This window comes from Bombilactobacillus mellis (assembly GCF_000967245.1).
Lineage (GTDB): Bacteria > Bacillota > Bacilli > Lactobacillales > Lactobacillaceae > Bombilactobacillus > Bombilactobacillus mellis.
The window spans coordinates 20,342-41,455 of sequence record NZ_KQ033878.1 but is presented as its reverse complement, the minus strand read 5'-3'; the positions used below and the strand labels follow the sequence as shown (position 1 = coordinate 41,455).

At 29.2% G+C, this 21,114-nt stretch carries 20 protein-coding genes; 14 read left to right on the top strand and 6 right to left on the bottom strand.

What is annotated here, in order from left to right; all coding sequences use genetic code 11:
• Positions 1 to 67: 67 nt before the first annotated feature.
• The 7 genes from JG29_RS04450 to JG29_RS08895 all read left to right on the top strand — a co-directional run bounded on the left by JG29_RS04450 (position 68) and on the right by JG29_RS08895 (position 4,478).
• Complete coding sequence (locus tag JG29_RS04450; protein ID WP_045922766.1) at positions 68 to 379, top strand: PadR family transcriptional regulator; 312 nt, start codon at positions 68 to 70, stop codon at positions 377 to 379.
• Positions 379 to 1,014 carry a DUF1700 domain-containing protein gene (locus JG29_RS04445; RefSeq protein ID WP_045922765.1) on the top strand — a complete coding sequence of 212 codons (636 nt, stop codon included), beginning with the start codon at positions 379 to 381 and terminating at the stop codon, positions 1,012 to 1,014. Before JG29_RS04450 ends, JG29_RS04445 begins: the two co-directional genes overlap by 1 nt.
• A 1-nt stretch (position 1,015) precedes the next feature.
• Positions 1,016 to 1,918, top strand: coding sequence for a DUF4097 family beta strand repeat-containing protein (locus tag JG29_RS04440; protein ID WP_045922764.1), 903 nt, complete (start codon positions 1,016 to 1,018; stop codon positions 1,916 to 1,918).
• Positions 1,919 to 2,691: 773 nt separating this feature from the next.
• Entirely contained in the window at positions 2,692 to 3,231 is a 540-nt protein-coding gene (locus JG29_RS04435; RefSeq protein WP_045922763.1) for a TetR/AcrR family transcriptional regulator, read from the top strand.
• Complete coding sequence (locus JG29_RS04430; protein ID WP_045922762.1) at positions 3,228 to 3,812, top strand: NAD(P)H-dependent oxidoreductase; 585 nt, start codon at positions 3,228 to 3,230, stop codon at positions 3,810 to 3,812. Before JG29_RS04435 ends, JG29_RS04430 begins: the two co-directional genes overlap by 4 nt.
• A gap of 263 nt (positions 3,813 to 4,075) precedes the next feature.
• Complete coding sequence (locus JG29_RS08960; RefSeq protein WP_282432005.1) at positions 4,076 to 4,225, top strand: DUF6037 family protein; 150 nt, start codon at positions 4,076 to 4,078, stop codon at positions 4,223 to 4,225.
• Positions 4,191 to 4,478: a DUF6037 family protein gene (locus JG29_RS08895; protein WP_274602249.1), complete on the top strand. Its 288-nt coding sequence runs from the start codon at positions 4,191 to 4,193 to the stop codon at positions 4,476 to 4,478. Before JG29_RS08960 ends, JG29_RS08895 begins: the two co-directional genes overlap by 35 nt.
• Positions 4,479 to 5,340: 862 nt before the next feature.
• Here JG29_RS08895 and JG29_RS04420 read toward each other — a convergent pair.
• Both JG29_RS04420 and JG29_RS04415 read right to left on the bottom strand, forming a co-directional pair.
• Positions 5,341 to 5,871: a DUF2815 family protein gene (locus tag JG29_RS04420; RefSeq protein ID WP_045922761.1), complete on the bottom strand. Its 531-nt coding sequence runs from the start codon at positions 5,869 to 5,871 to the stop codon at positions 5,341 to 5,343.
• 366 nt (positions 5,872 to 6,237) lie between these two features.
• A complete protein-coding gene (locus tag JG29_RS04415) occupies positions 6,238 to 6,762 on the bottom strand; it encodes a sigma-70 family RNA polymerase sigma factor (RefSeq protein ID WP_045922760.1) in 525 nt (174 codons plus the stop codon).
• A 423-nt stretch (positions 6,763 to 7,185) separates the two neighbouring features.
• Here JG29_RS04415 and JG29_RS04410 point away from each other — a divergent pair, with 423 nt between their 5' ends.
• The 4 genes from JG29_RS04410 (at position 7,186) to JG29_RS04395 (ending at position 12,032) form a co-directional block, all read left to right on the top strand.
• Positions 7,186 to 8,415 (top strand): ABC-three component system protein, encoded by a 1,230-nt coding sequence (locus tag JG29_RS04410; protein WP_045922759.1) that lies wholly within the window; start codon positions 7,186 to 7,188, stop codon positions 8,413 to 8,415.
• A complete protein-coding gene (locus JG29_RS04405) occupies positions 8,402 to 8,641 on the top strand; it encodes an ABC-three component system middle component 7 (RefSeq protein WP_045922758.1) in 240 nt (79 codons plus the stop codon). The genes JG29_RS04410 and JG29_RS04405 overlap by 14 nt, the downstream gene beginning before the upstream one ends.
• On the top strand, positions 8,619 to 10,274 hold the full coding sequence (locus JG29_RS04400) for a DUF2326 domain-containing protein (RefSeq protein WP_045922757.1): 1,656 nt from the start codon (positions 8,619 to 8,621) through the stop codon (positions 10,272 to 10,274). Before JG29_RS04405 ends, JG29_RS04400 begins: the two co-directional genes overlap by 23 nt.
• A gap of 753 nt (positions 10,275 to 11,027) precedes the next feature.
• On the top strand, positions 11,028 to 12,032 hold the full coding sequence (locus tag JG29_RS04395) for a hypothetical protein (RefSeq protein ID WP_045922756.1): 1,005 nt from the start codon (positions 11,028 to 11,030) through the stop codon (positions 12,030 to 12,032).
• 319 nt (positions 12,033 to 12,351) lie between these two features.
• On the opposite strand, the gene JG29_RS04390 is transcribed toward JG29_RS04395, so the two are convergent.
• From JG29_RS04390 to JG29_RS04375, 4 genes are all read right to left on the bottom strand, one after another.
• Positions 12,352 to 12,627 carry a type II toxin-antitoxin system RelE family toxin gene (locus JG29_RS04390; protein ID WP_045922755.1) on the bottom strand — a complete coding sequence of 92 codons (276 nt, stop codon included), beginning with the start codon at positions 12,625 to 12,627 and terminating at the stop codon, positions 12,352 to 12,354.
• Positions 12,624 to 12,854 carry a DUF6290 family protein gene (locus JG29_RS04385; protein WP_045922754.1) on the bottom strand — a complete coding sequence of 77 codons (231 nt, stop codon included), beginning with the start codon at positions 12,852 to 12,854 and terminating at the stop codon, positions 12,624 to 12,626. Before JG29_RS04385 ends, JG29_RS04390 begins: the two co-directional genes overlap by 4 nt.
• 1,105 nt (positions 12,855 to 13,959) lie before the next feature.
• On the bottom strand, positions 13,960 to 14,418 hold the full coding sequence (locus tag JG29_RS04380) for a DUF3021 domain-containing protein (RefSeq protein WP_232297089.1): 459 nt from the start codon (positions 14,416 to 14,418) through the stop codon (positions 13,960 to 13,962).
• Complete coding sequence (locus JG29_RS04375) at positions 14,415 to 14,849, bottom strand: LytTR family DNA-binding domain-containing protein (RefSeq protein WP_045922753.1); 435 nt, start codon at positions 14,847 to 14,849, stop codon at positions 14,415 to 14,417. Before JG29_RS04375 ends, JG29_RS04380 begins: the two co-directional genes overlap by 4 nt.
• A gap of 697 nt (positions 14,850 to 15,546) precedes the next feature.
• Between JG29_RS04375 and JG29_RS04370 the strand changes: the two genes are divergently transcribed.
• The 3 genes from JG29_RS04370 to JG29_RS04360 all read left to right on the top strand — a co-directional run bounded on the left by JG29_RS04370 (position 15,547) and on the right by JG29_RS04360 (position 20,022).
• Positions 15,547 to 17,322 carry a DNA/RNA helicase domain-containing protein gene (locus tag JG29_RS04370; protein WP_045922752.1) on the top strand — a complete coding sequence of 592 codons (1,776 nt, stop codon included), beginning with the start codon at positions 15,547 to 15,549 and terminating at the stop codon, positions 17,320 to 17,322.
• Between the two features lie 1,330 nt (positions 17,323 to 18,652).
• On the top strand, positions 18,653 to 19,027 hold the full coding sequence (locus tag JG29_RS04365) for a hypothetical protein (protein WP_045922751.1): 375 nt from the start codon (positions 18,653 to 18,655) through the stop codon (positions 19,025 to 19,027).
• 185 nt (positions 19,028 to 19,212) lie between these two features.
• Positions 19,213 to 20,022: a hypothetical protein gene (locus JG29_RS04360; RefSeq protein WP_045922750.1), complete on the top strand. Its 810-nt coding sequence runs from the start codon at positions 19,213 to 19,215 to the stop codon at positions 20,020 to 20,022.
• The last annotated feature ends 1,092 nt before the right edge of the window (positions 20,023 to 21,114 follow it).

Genomic DNA, 21,114 nt, shown 5'->3' with positions numbered 1-21,114 from the left:
TACTATATTATACATTATATAATATAGTAAAAATAAAGATATATTATAAAAAAAGAGATGAACAGGCTTGAGTAAACATGATTCTTATAAATACCTTACTGGTGCTTTATTGGCGCTGTTATTGAACCAAGACTTATATGCTTATAAGTTAACTAAACAATTGAAAACTCTTTTTGGAGCATCAGAATCAACTGTCTATTCAATTCTGCGAGAACTGCAACAACAAGGCTTTTTAAGTACTTATGATCAACCATATTCAGGGCGCAATCGACGTTATTATCATATTACGAAATCGGGGGAGGCTTATTTAAAAAAAATTCAACAAGATTGGCAGGATTTTACCCAGAAAATGAATAATTTGTTTGAAGGAGGATATTGATGACTTCGGTAGTTAACGAATATTTGCGAGAGCTTAAATTTTATTTAACGGGTATGGATAAGAAAGAAAAAGAAAATGTGCTTAATTTTTATCAGGAAATTTTACTTGATTCTCAAGTAAAAAGTCGCCCAGATCTAATTAATCAGTTTGGTGAGCCTAAGCAATTAGCACGAAAAATTTTAGCCAACTATTCTATCAATGGTAATTATGAAGTAGACACTGATGTAAATAATGGCAAAAAAAAATCTACCAAATTAAGCACTGATTTGCAGTCAATTAAATGGATTATTCTAGGGTTGGCCAGCGTTCCTTTAGGAGTACCGTTACTTATAATTATTTTTGCTTTTATGTTGGTTTTAGGTATCTTTCTTGCTGTGATAATCGGTGTGGTATTAGCTTTTTTTAGTGCAGCTATTTTAATAATGTATAAAGCTTTTCCATTAATTTTTGGCAGCAATTGGGCGGTAGGATGTTTTTATTTTGGCTCATCTCTGGCCTTTGTGATTCTTATATTAATTTTAGTTCCACTGATTTTTTCCGTTATTAGATTTCTGATTTCTCTAATGACTAAATTTTCAAAAAAAATTGGCCGGCACGTCTTTACAGAAAATTTTTACAAAGTGAAGGATAGATAAAATGAAAAAATATTACTTAGGATTAACGATAGCATTTGTTATAGCCATTATTATTGCAATGATTGGTCTTATTAATAATGGTTTTCGTTCTGTAGGCAGTAATAGTAATGAGGGACCCTTTGTAGTTTGGGGAAATCCAAAATCACGACCTGTAAAAACCTTACGAACAGCGGCACCCTTTCAAGATATTCTGATTAATGCTGAAACCGCTAACATCTATATTAAAGTGGGCGGGAAATATCAGGTTCGTTTTCAGTCCAATCAAAAGGCTAAATTAAAAGTAACAAATCAGCAGCTAGAAGTAAAACAATCTGATAGCAGCGAACCAGCTTCCATCATTAATATTATTCATAATGGTTATTCAAAAACGAAGCGAATGGGAGATTTATTTATTACAGTTCCAGATGCCAATACTTTAAAAAATATCAAAATCACTAATGGTGATGGTAAAATAAATCTACAAAATTTGAATTTAAAATCTTTAAAGATTGACAATGATGATCAAAATATAAATCTTACTAAAGTTAAGGTCGCAGAGCATGCCCATATTAATAGTGATGATAGCGTTGTAAACATTAGCAATTCACAACTGAAAAATTTATATCTGGCAGCAGATGATGGCAAGTTTTTAGTAAGGAACTCGCAATTTAGTAATTTAGACTTAGAAGCTGAGGAAATTAGAATAAAAATGAATAATACATCTCTTATAGGAAACAATAGAGTTACCGGTGATGAGGTAAAACTTGATTTACAAAATGTAAGTGAACCTTTAAATTATACGATTAATGAAGATACTGAGGTTTATTATAAGGGAAAACATTATGACGGTTATCATGACCATAATTTACAGGGGGCTAATTTATTATATGTAAATTGTGATGACAGTACGGTCATGATAAATTAAACTGTCTGCCTTTATTTCAAGGGCTAGGACTGTTAGTTGTTTGGTATTCCAGTTAATGAAAGCAGTGTTTAATCAGAAAAATCACCGACTATCAAACATAAGCGTTTCTAATTAACTACAGATTGATTTTTAAAAATTATTGATCGATTAGTAAATTAGAGTTAATCACTATTATTTGGGAGTGCGACTTGTTGAGCCATAGACCAGTGCTCCTTTTGGAGAGTTGGCTTACTAGGCAGACTTTGTTTAAAAGAATAGAATACTTAACCTAGATTTAGATAACAAAAACATGGTTGTTTTATTGACGACCATGCTTTTGTTGTGTTGCTGACTTAATCATTTCTGATAGCGGCACTCTTTACTTAATTACCTTTCTGTGGAACGCTGAGCTTTTCTTGCTATTTTTTTCTTCTAATTGCTTCTGCTAATAATTATTGTCATTTTAGATTCTGAACTTCCAAGTGTAACAGACGCTACTGCATAATTCTGACCATCACAACATTCTAAGATGGCTTTATAAAAATTACCATCACCAACAATTATTAGCTAAAATTGAATAACTATCATGTTCTCTACTGAAGTTAAATTTAGAAAGCAGGATGTCTCGGAGAGAAAGGGTACTGATCAGTGTTAATTGACGTCCAGATTTCCAAATGAACGGTACTTTGATTTCTAAAATATAATATTATAATGTTTATTTTAACTTGACGTTTTAGATAACACTGTTATATTATGAGCTGTAGATAACACTGTTATGTGAGGAGCTTTTTAAAATGGACAATACCCAGGACAAAATAATTCAAGCAACGTTAGACTGGATCCAAAAAGATGATTACAAAAAATTATCAATGCGAAAATTGGCAGCAAAAATAGGGATGACCACGGGAGCCATTTATAAGTACTTTCAAAATAAAAATGCATTGTTTTATCAGGTGTCCATAGTGTTATCCCGCCAAATTTCTGAAGAATTAACCATTGACTCTAAAGCTTCACCTAAAAATAATCTACTTTCGCTTGCTGAGAGTTTCTGTGGCTTAATCCAAAAACAGCCGAAGCTGGTTAACTTTCTGTTTTTTAATCCGAGCTTAGATGATTTTTATCAAAATATGAATCATGACTTTGAATTTTATGATCTGGTAATGGGCTTAGTACATCAAGTCAACCAGGGTGGTATTACCGATCAGCAATTTTTTACGCAGATTTGGTCCTTTATTCAAGGATACTCATTACTGATACTAAAGGAAGTTGCAGATTATGATCCTAGTTTGGTTGAACTAACCTTAGACGAAATGATTGGAGGTAGCAAAAAATGATTTTGCTAATTTATTGCCATCCGTATGATCAAAGTTTTAATCATGCGGAATTAGAAGTAATTAAAGAAAATTTAAGTGCTGCTCATCAGGAGTACCAAGTAATTGATTTGTATGCAGAACAATTTAATCCAGTATACTCAAAAGAAGAATTAAAACTTTATCATCAGGGGCAAACTACTGATCCACTGGTTACTAAATACCTAAAACTATGTCAACGGGCAAAGACCGTGATTTTTATTACACCTTTTTGGTGGAATGATATTCCCGGGATGTTAAAAGGCTTTATTGACAAGGTGATGAAAGAAGGGGAAGATTTATCACATACTGTTACTAAAACAGGAGTGAAAGGTGAGCTGACTAATGTTCAGCATTGCTATGTGCTAACCACTTCCACTTCGCCAACTTGGTATATTCGTTTTGTTTTAGGTAATGCTATCAAGAAAATTTTCATCAACAAAACTTTGCGCCAATTAGGGTTTCGTAATGTTAAATGGCAGAACTTTGGATTAATCTCCAATTCGTCTGAAAAGCGCAGAAAAAAATATTTAACAAAATTACATTTTCAACGTTTTAGAGTATAGAAAAATAGTACCCAAACGAATTTCTGAATATTGTTAAATAATTTATTTTCTATGTTTTTAAGGAGATATAAAATGTTACAAAATTTAAGATTATTAAAACGTGATATGCAACTTAATGATTAGATCTAGCTTTATGTTTCTGTATAAGAAAATTAAATATATTGTCTTAGTTCAACTATTTAAGGAAAAGTTGAAAAAAAAATAAATATGCACTTGTTCAATTAACTTTCTTTTAACGTAATGATTTGGACCATTAACTGAAAGTGGAAGTACATGTTAATGGATTATTAATTGATGCTAAAACACTACGTACATATTTTGAAATAAAACATTCTGAAAACTTAGGTGATATTCTAGCTCAATTTGCTGATAAGTTGAATGATTTTATTCCAGCTAAAGTACTTAAATCATAAAAAGAAAGCAAAGGTAGCATCATTAAGCAAAAGTAACTCGGAAGATCCTAATAAGATATACTGTTTTGCAGTGAAAAGAAACGCAAAAAGTTCAAAAAGAAGTGAATTTAATGGGAATAAAGCACATCTGTTAAGATCATCTCTTTTTGAAAAATACAAAGACGATAATAGTATTAGCTTTTACTTTTCAAACAATAAAGAGGATGAGAGAACAGATTCTGAGATAATGCAATCTTTTAGTCAAAACCATTAGATTGCTTATTTACATTTTAACTTTAATTACTTTACCATCTTTAAATGTGGAATCCATGTAGCGTAGAATGATGGTAATTTTTTTGATTAACCGGCAAACTAGCTGCGGATCGAATACAAGAACATCACGTTGGTGGTCATTTATGATGTTGCTTAATTAAATTTTCTGTTTGCATGTTCTGCCTTTTTTCTCCGTAGCTACATCGCTTCCTGGATTAGGCCGTTATAACTTTAATACTTACTAAAGGCTTGACTAAACTTTAACTAAAGGGTTTTCAGGGATTTGTTCAGTTATTTAGCAGTATTTTTACTAGACAATGTATTCTTAAGTGATGCTTTTTTGATGTGAAATACGTTGATAGAAAGATTCATTGAAATAGTTAATTGGTATTTACGAATAATTTTAGTAGAATTATTAGTAGAATTACTGGTAAAAAGTAATACATAAAACCAAAAAGATTATTGCTATAGACAATGATTTAACTGGTAAAGTGACACAAAAGGTAAATTGTTATCTTAGCACCAATTAAGAAAGACTTGGGTTTGGAAAGGGAAAAAAGTGTTATTCGAGTTAAAGAAGAATAAAACTGCTATTAAAAAATTGCCAACAGCATGAGATTGTGCTGACTTAGTTAAGCAGACCCTGATTGAATATGTCGATATTAGCAAAATGGTCACTATGATTTTAAAAAGTTATCTGATTTTAATAATTGGATGGCTAATAGTAATCAGATTCAGTATCATTTATTTTCCAAATCATTATTGGAGTAAATTTCAATGCCAATTGATATAGATTTCATAATATCTTCCATAAAAAATGGGCGGCCCATTTGGCTACCCATAAATTATTATGCCAAGAAGTCTTATTTATCATCGATGGCTGAAAAGTCATTAATGGCAGTTGAACGAGCTCCAAGTGGTTCACCATCACGAATTTTTTGAATATTACCTAATCCACAAGCAATCCCATGATTACCTTTAATATTAAATGCATAAAAGCTAATGGAAACTCGAGCATAGCAACCGCTATAGACCTCATCATGATTCAAAATTGGTTGAACTTTTTTGTTCACAATTTGTGGAGGAGTGATGGAATTAGCATTTAAAAAGTAGCAGTTTGCATAGTTAGGATCATACTTTTCAACATCACCATCATGGAGAGGCAATTTCAAAGCTGCCTTGTTTAGATTCTTACCACCAAACTTACTAATTCCTTCTTCTATAGCAGCATCAATAGCTTTATTAATTTTTTGGATTGTTTTGGTATCAGACTTTGGAATAATTAAAGAAACTGAATACTTTTCTTTACAACCATTGATGGACTTGGGTTTCCAGATGTTAGCGTAAGAAAGACGAGTATTGATTCCAGTAATTACTTTTGTACTTTGTGACATTTTATTTTTCCTCCTTAAATTTATCAGCTGGTTTGGATTTAGAAGCGTTAGTTCTTGGTTTAGAATCCAGGCAGTCTATTTACTAGCTGATTTGTAAATTTGATTGTCGACAATTTTATTGGTTTTTTCTAATCTAGTAATTTTTATCAATTTCTTTTGATATATTTAAGATTATCAAGTAGGTAGGGCGAAAGGCGTTCACGAATTTCAAATCTCTTGAAACTAATAATATTGTTATTTATTGGTTGCTTGGAAACATTGATCAAAACCTGATGTTTCATGAAATCACTTCCTTTCTAATTAATTTTATTTGTAGGATTTTAACCTTACGTTTAAAAGCCAGAAGAAATAAAAAATAAACCTAAATTAGTTCATTTTTTTAAAAACATTTTGGTAGAATTTATGGAGCTTTGCTAAGCCTGCATGTGTATGTTTACTAACCATCATGGCTGAGATACCCAATTCTTTGGCAATTACTTTTTTCTTTAGTCTATCGAAGTAATAACGCTTAATGACGTATTTTTGTTTGTCGGTCAGAGTGGCAACAGCTTCTGGCAATAGGTCAATTAACTTCTTTCGGGTTTTTGCATCTTCTTTATTAATTAGGTCATCTAAGATCTTTTCCTTTTCATATACTGAAGTCACTTCAAGGGATGATCGATCTGGTAGTGATCCTAATTTATGAATTTCTGTCCCATCATTTTTGAAAAATGGTTTACTGTTATGACGTTCAAATCGGTGATCAGAGTTGTACTGTTCGTTGTTAAAATCTATTAGTACATCACCTACGACTCGGTTTACAGTAACAATTTTATTAGTAGCTTTGATACGAATCGTCATTCCATTGTCGTTTGCGGAAATTACAAAGTAATCAGGATTTTTGAAAAACATAAAAATTCCTCCATTCAGTTATTTACCGAGCGAAAAGAATGAAGGTATGCAAAAAAGCACTAGCAAAGCACGTTAAACAGACCTAAACGATAAAAATCGCTCGGATACTGCAACGCCGCCTTACTAGTGACTTAGTTACAGAAGGTTATTAAAATGGTTGGCATGCTAGTAAAAGTTGTTGATCAAGCAACACACGCCATAATTTGATTTACAATTACAAAAATAGTATTGAAAAAACCAAACAATCCTTTAAAATGAAATTGTATTAACTAAAAATGATTTCCAAATACATCGATCACTCATGTATTGAGAAGTAAGCCAATAACAATTTACATACTTAATTTATCGAATTATGAGAAACCAAGTTTGAAGCTCTTCGACATAAAATGTAGAAGTGTGTCGAAATGGTTGGAGGGATCATGTGTGAACCTGAATCAATTTTTTAGAATCTTCTATAAAGAATTCGGTCAAGGCAGTTCTTTACCTGATTATTTTATTGAACTAGTTGGTACATTTATTCGTGAACCAGTAACTCATAAAGAACGTGTATTGGATCAAGTGGACAAGTTCAATCCATTGAATGATGAACAACTTGTTAAGCGAAGTACTATTTCCTCTTGGTTAAACAGGAATGGCGGAAAAGTGCGTAATATGGGTAGAGCAGTAGCTGAACGAATTTACGCTTTGAGAGATACTGATAAATTTCAACAGTATTTCGAGAACAATGCTAGCATTGAACAATGTCGCAGTGTACTGAAACAATTAAGAAATTTCCACTTCAGTGCCGATGAAGATGACTGTTTCAAAATTAGCTCTCATATTTTTGAAAAAATAATTGAATTTAGAACTAAAAAGAAGAATGATGTTAATCCTGAAGATATTGAACTAACCTCATTCGTTCAGGATACTGATATCTTTTTTTTACGTGAGGTTGGTAATAGATGTCCGTTATGTCATAAATTGTTAATTAAGAAGAAAAATGGTAAGAATGTACCACAGTATCGAATTACATCTATATTCCCTTATTGGCTTGATCAAGACATTCTAGGTAGCTTTGAGATAATAAAAAAAGCACCCAAAGAATTGGATGCAGATGATAATAAAATTTCACTTTGCTTGAATTGTGCTAATTCTTATGAAAAAGCACCAGAAATTGACGAATATTCAAAATTACTTAAAATTAAAAAGGAGGCAATAAATAGATTTGATTTAGAGAATCAATTAATAGGGATTAATCTAGAGCATGAAGTAGCTCAAGTGGTTGAAAAGATTGCTAATCTTCATCAGCAATCAACAGATGATATTGATTTAGTGATGAATCCCGTATCTGTTAAAGAGAAATTACCCCAAAATTATTTACTCCAAAGAGAGATAACTAATCAAGTTCAATACTATTACAACATTATTAATCGAGAATTTATCAATTTATCGAGAACTGATGGAATAGAATTTGATGAAGTTTGTGAAGAGGTACGATTTGCTTTTATTAAAGTTAAAAAATTTAAGGAAACAAAAGAAGAACAATTTGAAGCAATGGTAGATTGGATGCAACAAACTTTAGGTTTTTATGACGATCGACGATTAGCTTGTAAATGTGTAACTTCTTTCTTTGTACAAAATTGTGAGGTGTTTGAACAAAATGCGATTGCCTAATAAGGCTATTAGTTATGAAGAAAGTATTTTACCAAAAATACCAGTTTTACTTGAAGAAATAGATAAATGGTATGAAATTAGTCCTGTAATCTTATACACAAGATGCAAGAATAAATTTGTTGATATTGCTGAATATTTGGAAGCGCTCGACTGTTGTTTTATTCTTGGAAAAATTACTTTAAATGAGGATGGAAAATTAGCTTATGTTACTGGAATTGAGTTGTGACGCATTTAAAAGTTATGGGGAAATACGAAAAAATATAGTATTTCATGAAGGGCTAAATGCTGTTGTTGGTGGTAAACGTGGTGCTAACTCTATAGGAAAATCCACCTTTTTAATGCTTATTGACTTTGCATTTGGTGGTGATGATTACATAGTGGATAATATTACTGATATTAAAGAAGTCGGGCCACATACAGTAAAGTTTGCTTTTCAAACAGAACAAGGAATTAAATATTTTTCTCGGTCTACCCAAACACCATATAATGTCAATATTTGTGATGAAAACTATGAAGTACTAAGAACCATTAATATTCAAAAATATCGTAAAACTCTACTTGATATTTATGGTATATCCATCCCTGATACCTCCTTCAGAGATATGGTTGCTAATTTCATTAGAGTTCATCCCCGAACCCCTTCAAAATTAATTGAATCACCGCTGCAAGCAGCAATGGGTCAGTCAAGAGCTGAACAGATTATTAAATTTGAAAAAATTTTTAAGAGTTATAAAGAAATTAATGCTCTAAAAAAGGCTTATGATGAATTTGATTCTCAATTAAAAACGCTTTCGAATGCTGGTAAATATAATTTTATTAAGGCAGCACCCAATGTGACTGCCTTCAAGCGTAATCAAGATATAATCAAGAATTTACGACTAAAAATAGAAGAGTTAAGAGATGAGAGTGCAAAAGATCTACTGACTACAAAAGCAGTTAAAGATGATTCCACAAGAGAGTTAATAACAGTTATAAATAATCTTAAAGATAAAAAAGGATTTTTACATTCTCAAATTCGTGCTATTGAAAGAAATCAAGACCTTAAGGTTAAAGTGAAAAAACAGAATTTCGAACAGTTACAAAAATTCTTTCCCAATCTCAATGTTGAATATTTAGATCAGGTAGAACATTTTCATAAAAACCTCGTAAATATTTTGAATAAGGAATTCAAAGATTCTATTAAGGAACTTCAAGACCAGCTTAGTATTATTAACGAAACAATATCGGGTCTTGAAGACAAAGTTAAAGAAGTTAATCAGTCACCTGCGATTAATATGGTATTAATTGAGAAGATAGGTCGGTATGATAATGAAATTCAAAATCTAAAGAATTCTAATGATCTATTTCTACAAAGTAAGGAATTAAAGAAGAAAAAATCAGAAAGTAAGGGTCAATGGGATAAAGCCGTGAAGAAAGGTCTAGACATATCACAAAACAATGTAAATCAGGCGATGAGAGATATGAATATCGAAGTATGCGGCAATTCCGAAGTATCTCCACCAGTTTTAAATATTAAGGATGGTAAGCACTATACTTTCAATACTTCTGCGGATACAGGAACTGGTAGTGAATATAAAGGAACAATTTTGTTTGACTTAGCCTGTTTAAGACTTAGTGAGTTACCGTTTTTAATCCATGATTCGTTAATGTTTTCAAATATTGAAGTTGATCGAGTCCAAAACATTATCAAATTATACAATAAGCAAATAAAGCAGGTATTTATTGCAATTGATAAAGTAGATGAGTTAGACCCAGATATACAGGAAATAATTAAATCAAATCAAGTGTTAAAGCTTGATCGAGGAGGAAATGAATTATTTGGTAGAACCTTGGGTGTTAAAAATAAGAGAGGGGAATGATCATATATTTTGAGCTATAAAAAGCTTTGAAAATTACTTATTGATCGTGACATAGATAAGGGGTAAATTGTGAAAGTTTAATAGTGTTTCGGTATCAATAACTAAAATTAGAAAGAATAAAAACATAACATATTTTACTTAAAATTTGTGAATCAAATTATTCGGATATTATTAATACTATTTAAATTAGGCAGTATAGAATTCAAGATTTTATAGACTATTACGTATCCTATAATTATCTTTATTAGATTTGGTAATAAGATATTGAGAATAGTGATTTTGAATTGTCAAAAGTAATGGACAGCTTAAAATTTTTTAAGGCCCAATATCTACCACAGATAATTCGAACAATTTCAAATGATTATTCTCAGGCTATGTTATTAGTTTAATTAACACGACTTTAAACAATAAGTTGAATAACCAAACTAAGAATATTTATGACATAATTAGACTATCTGATAATCTAATTATGATTGAATTTAAAATTTGCGTTGTTCTTGAGAATGCTTAGAATATTGGATTTAAAAACTTGTCTCAGACACTAGACGATTTTAAGCTGGTAGATACTGTTGCAAAGTTGTTGAATTTATTCTTTATAATGATATTGGAGCTTAATACAAATGAAGTTATTATTGGTGATGCTTCATTTGAGTTACAACAATTTAATTTATAGGAACTAATACTGATCTGATAGATTTACAAATAGTTAGTGGATTAGTGATATCGTGGAAATTGTAAGGTAGGTGTTATTTTATGCGTATGCGAGATGCTAATTACATAAATTCTTATTTGCAAAATATGTTAACTAGTAATGTTCCAGAGGCTACTAAATCAATGATCTTAAACCTAAATGATTATGGAAAAAGAGCAATTGTCAATTATCACGATCCAAGTTCAGATTTCCATAAACATGCAGATTTAAAAGATAACATTTTTAAATTTTCAGATAGTGCGGAAGACAATACACCACTATTTCATTACACCACCGTTAGTTCCCTAAATAATATATTAAAATCTGGTTACTTCAGAATAAAGCAAGCTAAGTCTATGAATGATCCTAATGAGTTTAGATGGGCAAGCAGCTTAGCTATTTCGTATTTAGAAAAACAAAAAGCAACTTATGAGGAAATAGATAATTTTCAAAAAATGGTTGATAATCAGCCTTTTCATGATTCTTATATTTGGTCTTTTTCAAAAAATGAGGATTCAGAGACCCTTTTTTATGTATATGGTAGACAAGATGGGCTTGCCCTAGAATTAGGAGAAAAAGATGTGATGCATATGCTTGTTTCTCACAATTCACATGGTAAAGATAGTTTTAATAAATTTAGTTTAGGAGATGCCTATACTTTTCCATTAAAGGTGTTATACAATGCACAAGAACAAGAAGAATATGTAGCACCATTGGCACAAGAATGGTTGGACGCTTACAGAGGACTAAAAAATGACCCTGACGATATTAGAGAAATTCTGACATGCTGTTCTAAAAATATCGCTTTATTCAATATGGCTTTTAAAAATTCAAAGTTATTTCATGAAGAAGAATTTAGATTTGTTTCATTGAAAAAAAATGATGGATCGATTTTGCCAGAGCTAAAAATTGATAATGTTAATTATATAAATTGTGAATTTATTCCTGAATGTATCCGATCGGTTACTATATCTCCGACTTGTAATGTTGAGAAGCAAGAGATTACAGAAATGGTCAGAAAATATGCTCCACATGTTTATATAAAGAGTAGTGATTTGCCATATTAATATTAACAATTTTGATTTAAGTAAATTAAAAAGACAGTTTAAGTATTTGGTCCAATTCCTACTAAATATAAAAGTCAAATACTTTTATATTTAAAAATTTAATATATTTTAATAACGATAGAGAACATTTCCAAAAATGAACTTGACAAAAAAGTGCCTGATTTTGCTTATGAGAAACTTGCAGGAAAGATCTGAAATATAGTCAAGATGTCGTTTGTTGAAAAATTTTTATCTAAATTATCTTTAATGTCAGTTAGTAGTTTTAATTGAACTAATTTATTACTAGTTCTAGTGGCCTTTATACCATAGAGCGATATTTTTATCTTCTTTTATAGACGTCATTTCTTTTACCAGCTTTAACTACAACAACGTTAAAGATTTCATCATGGATATCAGCTATGATTCGGTAGCTGCCTACCCGATAACGCCATAATGTACCAAACTGTCCTTCTAGCGCTTTACCCCATATTCTTGGATTGTCGGTTCCTTCAATATGAGAATCCAACCATTTAATAATTCGATACTGGACAGGTTTATCAAGATTTTTTTGGAAATCTTTAAAAGCTTTTTGATTAAATGACCACGTATATTTCATTTCTCCAAGCCTAATTGTTTTTTGGCGTTTTTTCGTGAAACAGTGTGACCATTTGATGCACGAATATTGTCGACAGCATCCTGATAGTCAAGGCTATCTTCTAATTTTTCCAGCACCGCATTACGCATATATTCAGTAGTGGATTGTCCATCTAAATTAGCTTGCTTATGAATTAACTCCAATACATCATTGTCAAATCGAATTGTAGTAGATTTAATATTTGCCATTTGTAGATCCTCCGTGACTTTTATAACTATATTGTAACATATCTGAAAGCAAATGCGTTCTAATTTTGTTTTAAATATTATGCAACTTTTCTATTGTATTTTGTTTTAAGGCCAGTTTGTAAAATATAATTCTTATGATAAGAGGCTACTTAAAAACTAACAGTTCAATATTTATGTTTGTTTTATTTTCTTATGTGGAGAATTTGCATTCTTAAATCTAATTGGTTTATCAATTTTTACTGTGCACTTCATATAAGATTATTTATAGTATATATAGTAGTTTTTATAATTGGCAAATTAAAAAATTCAAAAGATTGGGTTATAAATTTATCTAGAAATGATTCTGTAAAAGTTACCTGTAGAGGTAGTTATAGTACTTGATAAAAATAATAAATGTAACATAAAGTAATAAAAACTAGTTTATAAGAAATATCTAGGGCGATCAGTTACTTATGATAAGCACCCACTTTATTGTATTGAGAAAATAAAGCAACAATAATAAAGAGTATTTAAATAATTTATTCATTTTTTAAAATTGAAAAGTTTGTTTATTTTAGTAGTTACATATATAGTAAGCGTTTTAAATTTTACTATTTGTTAGAAAGAAGTAGTTACAATGATAATACCTATTTTTTTTAAGTAGACCGATGCCAATTGATACAATATTATTTTTTAGACTGTCTAACAAAATTTCTACAAGAAGAAGGATTAGAATCCAGAACTTTAGGTGTGACTGATTATGATGTAAAAGCGCCATAAAAGTTATAAGGTGGGTTATGTTATAATTCAATGGATTGTTAGCGATCGCACTTAAAAGAACTCATATTGAGAAAGGATATAATTAGTAATTTTATGCCAGTTTTTGATATTAAAGATTGTTGCAATTATTTAAAAAAAGGATTTTTAGAATTGCTGAGAGAATGGGAGGCTGATGTAAGAACAGTAGCTAAAAATAAAGGTAATCCTCCAAAATTGTATTAAAATAATTATTCTTAAATTATTGAATTATCTTATAACAAAATAAGCTGAGCATTAATATGCTCAGCTTCTTCATAATTAATGGATAAACAATAATATTCTAGTTTAACCTCTATTATAATCACAACTATTTCTTTTTAATTTTATTGTTGATCTCTCTGATTTCTCTTATAACTTGGTAAGATCTGATAAACCATATTGTGACGTAAATTAAGATGAAAAGTCCAGTAAAAATCATAAAGTTAACGATATTTAATGAAAACCAACCTGCTAAAAATGCAAGCGGGGTAAACCCGATGTAGTAAATGATAAAACTAACGATTGTCTTCTTTAATAAGGACCACTGTCTAATAGCAAAAACAAAGCTGCCAAAACCGAATATTAATCCCATTAATGCCCAAAGAATTACTGAAACAGTCATAGCACTAAGAGGGTTAGCAAATTTTGTAGTAAAACTAGGACCTGAAGGATAATATGCTGAGCTTTTATTTGAAAAATTGTAAAAAAGTGAAACAATCAATCCATACAGGGTTCCTTCAGCTGAAAACCTAAATGTATAGCTAATAATTTTTTTAATGCTTTTCATATTCCTAGCCTCTCTTTCAGGTTCTTAATATTTCTTCTTGATATTTGAACTCTATGCTTATTAGTTAAAACTACATCAATTAATCCATTATTAAGTAATTCCAGATGATCGATGTGTTGATAATTAAATATGGCGCTGCGTGAAGCCTCAATAAAATAATTGGGTAAATTTGTTTTTAAATTGGATAACCGATCATTATATATAAGCTGCTGTTTTTCTGTATAAATTTTAATATCCCTATTAGCAACCTCAAGTGAATAAATATCTTCAAAATTAATCGGATAAATTTGAGATTGATAATGGCACCATAATGAATTTTCTGACTGTGCTAATTTTTGCAAAAGTTCATTAATTGCTGGTGTCATTTTTTTGATCCATAATTCACCATGCTCTTCACTGATATTAGGATCGACATGACAATTAATTTTCATTCCTAGCCCTCCTTTCTGCTAATAAGTATAATAGGTAAATCTTTTTTTATTGGAGTAATACTTTAAATGGTTGAATAAGTGTCATTATTAGTTATTAAAATGGTAATTCTGGTCAAAACTAGCTTCCTTTTAAGCCAAGAGAAATTAGATTATATCAATTTACTGAAGTTTAATTAGAAAAATAGCAATTTTAATTACTGGGAATGCAGATGAAGAAAATAGCCGAATAAATTAAGATTAGATGTGGCAGATTAATTTGTTTTATCTGATATATATTGATTTTGAAAGCTGGTTTTTAATTTTTGTCAAATGAGACTGGAATGGCAAACAATTTCTACTAAATTAACAAAAAATAGATTCATATTTTAACTTTTGACAAAGGGACTTATAATAGATTAAAAGGCATATACTTATGGCAGTCGGTTAACTTTTTTGTGATTAGTTTTAGAGAAGCAAACGTTATCATGAAGCTTTAACTAAAGTTAAGGATGATATTTTGTTAGTAATAAGCAGATAGTAGTTTCTTTATATCTTATATACAAAATATCAATATATAAAATTATCAATTTTGCCATTTTTAAGTGATATTAATTTGTGATTATACTTATCGGCTTTTTCAGACTATGTTATTCCAATAAGGAAATACGGATAATCAAAAATTAATATTTCGGCATCTAAAGGGAGTAAGAACATAAAATTGAACAATAAAAACCAGAGCCCAGTTATCTTTGAAACAAAGTATGATGTAAAAAATGCTAAGGAACTTGAAAGTAAAATCCATCAAAAATATGGGAATAACTATGAAACTGAAAAGTTGTTCACAGAATATCCTACTGTTTATATAATCAATTCTTTGTTATCCAATAAAGGCAAATATGTGGTTTATGTTGGTGAAACAAACGATATTCAGCGAAGAACAATCGAACATTTAGGTGAAGATCCAAAAATTCGACAAGATTTCGCTGACTTTAAACAATCTCCAAATGCTGAAATGTATGTAATTGGTCATAATCATTTTAATAAATCAATGACTTTGGATATAGAAAATAGGCTTATGCAGTATTTGACAAGTGTTTCAGCCGTTTCTAAACTAAATAATCGACGTTTTAATGATCAAAATAAATATTATGATTCCGATGAATTTAATGACTTATTTAATCAAATATGGGCATTATTAAATAAGAAAAAACCAGTTTTATTTCCAGAAGCTGAATCACTGAAAACTAAAGCTATTTTTAAAGCCTCACCCTTTAACAAGCTAACTAATGAACAATTAAAGGTCAAAACGGAAGTTGTTACTAAAATAGATCAGGCACTCCAGACTTCCTCTAATGCAAAAATCGCAAAATTAATTTTAGTTGAAGGGGAAGCAGGCTCTGGAAAAACTGTTCTGGTTAGTAATATATTTTATGATTTGGTCCACGAAAATCGTTCATCGGAAAAGAATAATTTAAAAGTTTCAATTCTTGTCAACCAAAATGAGCAACTAAAAGTATATGAAGAGATTTCTAATAAACTTTTTCCTGAAGATCGTAATATTAAAATTATGAAACCAGCAACGTTTATTAATAAGACTTCTACTAAGGATGATATTGTTATAATTGATGAAGCTCACTTGTTATTAACACAAAAGAGTCAATCTTATTATGGTCATGGTCAAAAAATGATTGATGATATTTTGAAAAGGGCTCGTGTTGTTTTGGCGGTTTTTGATCCTAATCAAGTCTTATCTATTAATTCGATAATTGATAATAACTACTTATACAAACTTGTCAATCAGACAGGTGGTCAAATTGTTAAATTAAAGAATCAGATGAGAATTGATGCAAGCGAAGAAACAATTCATTGGATTCGGACGCTTATTGATGATGATAAAATTTTACCAATTCCTAAGGACTCAAAATATGAAATAAAAATATTTGATAATCCAGAAAAAATGCAGCAGGAAATTACTAACATAAATAGAACACAATTTAATGGTATAAGTAGAATGGTTGCAACTTTTGATTGGAAATATTCAGGTGGAAAAGAGGCACTTCCACCTGAACAAAAATATTGGGAAATTTCTGAAGGAAATTGGAAGATGCCTTGGAATTACGAAATAAAAAGACGTGATCAATATGAGAAAAAACACCATAATGGATTGGTTAAATACAGTGAGTTACCTTGGGCAGAAAAAGATTATACAATTAATGAAATAGGCTCTTTATATACTGTTCAGGGTTTTGATTTGAATTATGTTGGAGTTGTTTTAGGTCCTTCAGTAAAGTATCGAAACGGCAAAATAATTCATGATTTAAATGAGAGTCAAAATAAAAAAGCAACTAATAAATTGCATTCACAGGAAAGCTATGCAGATAAGCTCCTAAGAAATGAGTTTAACGTTTTAATGACTAGAGGGGTACATGGCCTTTATATTTATGCCGTTGATCCTGCTTTAAGAGAAGCTCTTAAACAAGCTGAATATAAATAAAAACTAAAAGCTAGCAGTTATCATGCTGATTGAGAATCTTATCTTATCAATCAAGTGGATTTGATAGTTGATCTGTGATCTTATACAGGTGCGAAAGTGGTAAAATTATATTTTCTTAAGCGGCTCGTTCTTTGTAGCAATATTTTAAGTAAAAAAGAATACTCTGAATAGAGTATCACTGTAAACAGTGCAATTAATATTGTTATTAATAAACATTAATATATGAGTTTCATCTGATCGAGAATTGGTTATTTAATAAACTAATACTCGGTCATTTTTTATGCATCAAATCCTGAAACTATTATATTAAAAGACAATTATGATTTTAAAATATTTAAATAATATTAATTGGATCAAAATTAACAAAGATTATTACAGAAAATATTCTATTCTTTATAAATTGTTGAGAATTATATTTTGATATTTATATTCTGATTGAGCGTCTTATATACTATACAATATATATAGTGAGTTGATTTAGATATTAATTTTTTTATGCTTAGAGTGAAATTTTAGTAATGGAAAAGATACTAGCTAAAATGATGTTTTGTATTAATTTTGGAAAGCAATAATATATTATTTTTCAATATCATTATCATTGTTTAAATTTCAATCATATTTATAGCCATATTTTATTATTATTCCATATTTATAAAGACAATTTTAAAGCAATATATAAATAATTATGAATCGTTATTTTCTTCTTTATATATGGTATATGTTTAGTACATAAATTTAATATGTAAATGAACAAATTAGTAATTATTATATAGATATTTAGGTAAAGATTACATACGATATTTTTTAAGAGATTTTTATGTAAATATGCACAAATAAAATTGTGTTTTTGATGCTTTATAGTTGTTTTTTTACACCATTTTTAATAAAACTATCAAAAAAAATATCGAAAACTATACTATTTTATTTGAGTTTTTTCGAGATTATTATGATCCTATATTAGGATAAATTATGATGATTAATGAATTATATCAGCAATAATTGTAATCGGTATTTTGATAAAAAAAGATTGTTGCATATGTAAAATTTAATAACCATTTTTTGCAAAAAATAACATGTTAAAAATAGACTGTTTTTGTTTATAGAAAAACTAAATTTTAATATAGTTTTTACATTTATTAACGCAATATAATTTCATAAAAAAGCAATTGAAACGTTACACAAAAATATTATTATTGGCAAATATTTCCTTATTTTGAAATATATTCGGTTTTTAACTAAAAAAGTTAATGCATTTTTGGGTTTATGATATACAATTTCTTGACAATATAAAAATAAAAATATAAAATCTGGATAGAGAAGAGGTGATATTTTGGATTTAAATAATTTTGAAAAGTATTCGTTATCCGTAGGCCTTATATCTATTACTATATCTAAAACGGGTATTACATTTTCGAAAACCGCAATAACAAGGTTAAATAAGCCACGTTATATAGAAATTTTAATCAATTATGATGATAAAGAGATTGCTGTATTGCCTACTGATAAAAAAACAGAAGGTGCGGCACCATTCTTTAATCCTGATAAAAAGAATATAACGGCCAGATTGAATTATAAAGATCTTTTGGTAACCCTATCATCAATGATGGAATGGGATCTTACGGATAGTAGTTTTAAAGTTATAGGTAAATATGATGCAGATAATAACGCTTTAATTTTTGATTTAAAAACTGCGGTTACTAATTAAAATAAAAGTAACCACAAAAAAAGGATAAGCTGCCACTTATCCTTAGTATATTGGCATAATATAAAATATGCTAATACCATAAATGATACATTTATAGTTTAGCATAGAATCTCTCAAAGTAAAGAAATTGCTAATATACTTTAATTGATCAAATTTAAAGTAGATTTATTGAAAGGACAGCTTCTATGCTAAAAAAAGATTTAGATTTTCATAAAAATGGGAATACAGACAAAATTCAATTTGTTGAATATAACCATTTATTACGTAGTAAGCATTTAGACGTCTTGGGATGCGCACTAGCTATTGAAAGCTATATGACCGATGTATATTACACTTTTATTAATGGTGACGAAGAATTGGCATTGAAAAAATTGTCTGGATTTTCTGAGAAACCATGGTTTCCTAAATTAGGGTTTTCTTTGAAAAATGGTAATGGAAGAGGTCCTTCGCCTAATAGTATTATCAAAATATTACGTAAATTTAAAGGAAAAGACAATGCTATAGAGTTGATTATGAATACTATATTCGGTATTGTTTTTATAAAGGGTTTTGGAGCGGATTATAATTCTGATCTATTAATATCTTTAGTAGCTCCTTTCTTAAGTGAATATACCAAGAGAGTTGCAAAAGAAAATAATCTTGATACTAAAAGCGAAACCATAGACGTATGGAATGCAAATCGTAAATCATGGGAGAAGGGGAAAATAACTATAGCTAAGTTTGAGGATGAAGATGATTTTCATCTTATAGTTCCTAATGATATTTTGGTAACTAAATTACCTTATAATACACGTGATTTTATTTATAGATATTGGAGATCAATCTATAATGATAGAAGAGAAAAAAATGGTAAGAGCAAATTAAAACGTAAAGACATGTATCAAATTATAAAAAATGAATTTGATAATGATTTAACTCAATATAGTATGCATGTATTAGATCAAATGTCAACTATAGAAATATATAATTATCTAAATAGATTTAAAAGAATTTAATAAACTGATTCAATTTATTTACTTCATTATAGTATATCAAATATTAAATGTTAAAAATCGTTTTAATAAAATAAAACGATTTTTTTTGTGAATAATATTTATTATTTAAACACTAACTAATAAAGAAATATTTTTTGTTTATAGCTTATTTATGATCTATTTCTTTATTAACTTTTTTAAATGTTTTCTGACATAACAATACTTTTTTTGTTTAGGTATTTCTTTAATAGAAATGCCTTTTTTGCTAATAAATTTATTAACTCTTTTTCTGTAATTAATTGTTTATTCTTTTTTGTTACTTCAAACTTTTTTAAATTAATTGGTTTTTTATTCAACTTTTTGGAGCTATTTTGTTTAGAAATTTAATTAATATTAGAATTTTTTTTACGTTTTATTTTACTTTTTATATTATTAGATAAATTAGACTGTGCAATTTTATAATCATCATAATTAGAAATATTAGCTTTAACAACTGCCATATTAGATAATAATAAGTACATACAGGCCGCTATTGAAACTATTAATCTAACTTGCCGCAACACATTAGCAATGTGAAGTTGTCAATGTTTTCCTTTAAAATCAGAAGCTGCAATTACAATTGATGGACCAGCGATAATGCTATAACCAATATTCAATAATTACAACTTGGACTATTAGGTGATAGTTTAACTTTAATTTTCCGGAATTTTCAGCTTGCAATATTCGTAATTCTCTTTGGTCATTTCTTAGACACTCTAGGTAATTATCTCAAACTTAAAAATGGAACGATCACATTAGAAGAGTCATCTGCTTTATAAGGCTCCGCTATGTTTCTCCGGCTAATTTTTAATGGCCAATGGTTTTTTAATTTTTTTACGGACTAATAATTTTTGTCCAGTGTTGGCTAAATGAGTTAAATGCTATAGAGGACTAACCAAGGATCTTAATTTCAATTTAACTCAGTATTGATTTGATTTTACATAATCAAAACATTTATTAGAATCGCCAAAATTATTATCTTCGACTTAAAGAGATTGAATTTTGGCGTTTTTTAATTGCGGCTATTATTTACTAATTTAAATAAGGATTGACATTTAATAATTAACAAGATAA